5 protein-coding genes are annotated in these 4755 nt (G+C 43.8%); all 5 read right to left on the reverse strand.

Annotation, left to right across the window (positions count from 1 at the left end; translation table 11 throughout):
* Positions 1-487: helix-turn-helix domain-containing protein (locus C7B77_RS24195; protein ID WP_146138491.1), on the reverse strand; the 487-nt coding region annotated here is incomplete at its 3' end.
* A gap of 127 nt (positions 488-614) precedes the next feature.
* Positions 615-1217, reverse strand: a complete 603-nt coding sequence (locus tag C7B77_RS24200; protein ID WP_106310944.1) for an RloB family protein — start codon at positions 1215-1217, stop codon at positions 615-617.
* Entirely contained in the window at positions 1210-2496 is a 1287-nt protein-coding gene (locus C7B77_RS24205; RefSeq protein WP_106310952.1) for an AAA family ATPase, read from the reverse strand. Before C7B77_RS24205 ends, C7B77_RS24200 begins: the two co-directional genes overlap by 8 nt.
* Before the next feature lie 116 nt (positions 2497-2612).
* Positions 2613-3482, reverse strand: a complete 870-nt coding sequence (locus C7B77_RS24210) for a branched-chain amino acid ABC transporter permease (RefSeq protein WP_106310947.1) — start codon at positions 3480-3482, stop codon at positions 2613-2615.
* A 187-nt stretch (positions 3483-3669) separates the two neighbouring features.
* Positions 3670-4755: hypothetical protein (locus C7B77_RS30400; RefSeq protein ID WP_181244006.1), on the reverse strand; the 1086-nt coding region annotated here is incomplete at its 5' end.

Consider the following 4755-nt stretch of genomic DNA (forward strand, 5'->3'; position numbering starts at 1 on the left):
CCGTTAAAGCAGTCTTCCCAATCCCACCCATCCCCAAAATCGCCACCAATCGACATGGGATGTTCTTGTCGGTTGGCGCGATCCACGATCGCAGTTGTTGGAGTTCTGCTTCGCGTCCCTGAAAGCCATATACTTCCATTGCTTCACCCCAGTCGATCTGTGTCGCCTGTTGTGCTGGTGTAGGACTAATGGTGGGAGTATTTACACCTAGATCCACTCGTTCCCTTGCTTCTAATCCCCGCCCATATTGCCCCAAGGCAGAGGTTAGAGTGTTTTTAGTTACTTTCACCCCTAATACCTGACTCAACAGCTTCCACAGCCGCGAACCGACATCTTTGATGTAGTCTTCATCATAGCCAGACTGCTCCGCCATCGCTGCGTAGCTAGCTCCTATCCAAGTCTGCCGAAATACAAATTCCTGGATCTGAGTTAATACTTTAGGTTTGAGCGATTCATCCAAAATGGCTAAAGCTTCGTCAGGAGTCATAAGTTCGTATGCAGCTCGACTAAAAAGATTGTAATTAGTACGCAGATAGTCGAATAATTGGATTTATAGTACTACTTTATAGTTTCGATCGGATAGTTACTACAGATAATTAAATATGTTCGCGTATTTATAGAAACCTATTTAAGGCTTGCACTAGCAAATGAACGGTAGTAGCGGGATTGTCTCGTTCGGGATCGATCGGATTGTAACTGTCTAGTAGCTTTTGAGCGTATTTAATTGCGATCGGTTGCTTTTCTAGTAGCTGTTGGTACATTGTCAAATCGTTTTTTTGATATTTTTTACCTAATAGTTCGCTGAGTTTATCTTCATAATCACTGCGCGGCAAACCAGTATTGAGAAATTCAAAGTGCAAAATATACCAAAGTTCAAAGCATTCATTAGAATATGCAACATGAAAGCCATAGCTTTTAGCATTTTGCAAGGCGTTATTAAAGTTTTGAGCTGTCCATGCACCTACATCTCGATCGAAAACACACCAAACTTGGTCATATTCATCTTCATTTGCTAACTTATTAGCACTATTCACCAATCGAGTCGGATCTCCCGCCGCACCTTGAACAGCTACAACAGCCTTTGGTACGCGAAAACTTTTAAAGTAGTAAGGTTCTGTCTTTTTCCCTTCACACACAATTAGAAATCTTTCTTTGACTTCTCTAATATCCACTTCCCTAGTTGAGTAGCTACGAGAATTAGTCTTTCGTTTAGGCATGAGTTTCGATGAATGATTCGGCTATTTGGATATAAGGAATCGCTCCATATTTTCCCTTGATATAATCACTCTCAAAGGAAGCATCATTCCGCACCTTATATTCTGCCAATGAATATAGATCGGTAGCTCCATATCGATCTTTTTCTGTAAACCAAATCTGATCGCGACGAAAGATCTTATTACTCAGCAGATTGGTATCATGAGTCATAAAAATCAGTTGTGCATTTTTGGGGTTTGTTTCATTGGAATTGAATAAATCGACAATTGCCTTACTCATCAATGGATGTAGCCTTGCATCAAACTCATCAATAATCAAGACCTTTGCATGTTTCAGCGTATCTATAAGTAAGCTAGATAGTGCAAATATTTTTTGGGTACCATCAGATTCTTCATTTGCTATGTCAAACTTCTCTAATGATGTTTGTTCACCTTTCTCATTAAACTTTAGATGTGTAGTTGCAACAGTGCTTAATTCTACATTGTTTCTAGCCAACATTTTCAATATTTTTTTTTGCTGTGGATCGGCAACATTATTTAACACATCTCTAGCGTTGAACTGTTCAACCTCAATTCCCGCAATCCCAAAATCTAGCCTTTGAACAAGTTCAACTATTTCGCCGTGATTTTCCTTTTCAATTAAACAACCAATTGTAATATTTAAATGTTCATCATCTAGCCCAGATATTAAGTTAAATTGCTCTGTCAGCCAACTTAGGATATCCTCGGACTTTTGAACGTTGAATTGTGCTGAGACAGATAGAAACAGAGCATTGCTTCTAGTTTTTGTTGCGATGCCGTCAGCCTTATAAACCTTGGCAATATCAAATTTATTACCTTGACGATCGAACAACTTAGTTTCTCTCGTCTTGGGCACATAATATAACCATTCAGATACTACCTTTTCTCGATCGGCTGTAAAGCCATATCTGTGTTGTTGACCATCCAATAAAAAAACAATTTCAAAGAACGATGGCTGGTCGTCTGTTTCGGTACTTAGTTTAAATCTTTCGACGCCTATTGCTTCAGTACTTTGGGTTTCTTTAGAAGAATTAACCATAAACCATTTCATGAACTGAATGGCTTTAGCCAGATTACTCTTACCGCTAGCATTTGCACCATAAATAGCGGCACTTTTTACCAGACTAAGTTCCTTATCTACAGCAAAAACATTATTGATGTCTAAATCCTTGTCTTGAGACACCAAGTTTGCTGCCACCATGCTAAAAGTGACTTTTTCTTTGAAAGATCTGTAGTTACCGACGCTGAATTCAATAAGCATGTCAGTTTGGCCTCTTAAAAAAGGTATTTGTGAAATTTTCACAAATACCTGTATTTAGAATAACGTATTTCTAGGCGATCGACCTTATATACCGATCGTTGATAAGGCTCCAAATCTTAAGCCGTACCTTTAAATAAGCCTTGGGGACGGAATAGCAACGTCAATACCATCAAAATTAGCGCGATCGCGAGTTTGTATTGAGAGCCGACAAGCGGTACTGAGACTTCTTGAGCGATGCCGATAATAAAAGCACCCGCGATCGCGCCGTAAGGATTGCCAATCCCGCCTAATGTCACAGCAGCAAACATCGGCATAATTAGAAACCAACCCATATCCGGACGCACGTTGGCAACTAATCCATACATTTGACCGCCCAATCCAGTCAAACTAGCGGCGATAATCCACGTCCACAAAACGACTTCTTCGACATTAATACCCGTCACGCGTGCCAGATCGATATCGTCGGCTACCGCGCGCATGGCTTTACCGATTTTGGTATTTTGCAATAAGAAATGCAAGCCAGCGATCGCGACTACGGCTAATCCTAATACGACCAAATTATAGAACTTAATTTTGATGCCAAATAGATCGATCGCTTCACTGACGGGCAAATTGTAGCGTTTGGCATCGCCACCGAAGAACAGGAGAATACCATTACGGAGGAATAACGCCAACCCGATCGAAATAATTACCAGTGTAGTAGCAGTAGCGCGAACGCGACGCATTCGTTTCCATAACAGAGCTTCGGCGAGCAATGCTACCCCAACTGTCCCGAAGATCCCGACAATCATCGATACCCAGATATTATTCAGTACCGGGATCTTACTCATATTCAGCATCCAAGCGATAAATGCCCCAACAGTCATATAGTCGCCATGGGCAAAGTTTGACAGGCGCAAAATGCCATAAGTTAAGGTCAAACCGACTGCACCCAGGGCGATAATGCTACCCAGGGCAATGCCATTTACAATTAATTGGGGATCCATATTCTCTCTAATATCGCTGGAAAGATCTTACAGCAGTCTCGCTGCTTGGTGCGTTACCCTGCGGGATAACACACCCTACAATTTGGAATTTTATTTGTCTACTAATCTCGATAAAAAGTTAGTCCCCGGAGGGGGACTTTGCAACCCTAGCCACGACTTCTAGTCGTTGGCACTTTAACGACGCTCGTTAAGGTGCCGAACCATGACAGATCCGATCGTTCCACCAGATATTATTAGTACCCGATCGCGTGCCATAACTGGGGGTAATTCCATAACTACTACCTTTGGCGTGTCCCATTGCTAACGAGATCGAACTGTAGAGCTTGTTAAGATTGAAACAACGCGGATCGCAATGTCCTTCCGGATCGAAGGTATCGAGAATAAAGTGAGTCGTCAGTTGGGGGAATTTGCCAGCGGCGAGAGTCGATCGCAGGTAGATTGCGGCGGTAGAATTATACTGATTGTCTGAGTAGGGGGGATTGGGAAGCTGGGCAATATTCGGATTGCTGGCACTACAGGTATTTTGATTTCCGCGATCGGAACGAGCACCAACCTGAACGATTTCGGCAGCTACACTCGACTTGACGCGGGTATTGCGGACATTAAAATAGTTGGTCAGCGGCGCACAGGCACTGCTGAGGCTGGCTTCTTGGCCGGGAGTAGTTACAGACCTGTCGCCGCTATTAAAGCGGGTACAAATCGATTCTACCGACCAGGTGGCGGTGGTATAGATCCTTCCGCTAGCTGCGGCGAGTTTGCCGCGTGCTTCTTTTTGCTCTGAGGCAATTTCACCCGGACTCAAGTTCAGATTGGCCAGCGCGGTATCTAGAGCTTGACGACGGGCATTTTCATTCGTCGCGCGCCAAGCCTGTCTGAGCAGCCGTTCGCGCTGGGGTTTGGGTAGGATGTCGCTAGCTTTTTCAAATTCAGTTGTTGTCGGGCGGCGGGGTTCGTAAAAATTGGGACGCGTCAAAACTACAGATTTTTCGCGGGGGAAAAAGGCATTAACGCCCAATCCTAACGGGCCGCGTCCTAAGTAACGTTCGCGTTCGAGCGTACTCGGAGCCATGATGACGGAAGTGTCGTGGAGAATGAAGCGCGTATCGGTGCCAGGATCGACGGGCGAACTGGGGCTGAGACTGCGACTACTTAGATAAGCGGCAATTTTATCTCTTTCGCCAGGTGTAAGTGCTCTATTGGTATGGTTGATTGGGGTTTGCGGCACACTACCAGGCGTTGGTAGGGGTGTGGTTCTGTCTCTTATACACATCAA

The organism is Chamaesiphon polymorphus CCALA 037, assembly GCF_003003845.1.
GTDB classification, from domain to species: Bacteria; Cyanobacteriota; Cyanobacteriia; order Cyanobacteriales; family Chamaesiphonaceae; genus Chamaesiphon; species Chamaesiphon polymorphus.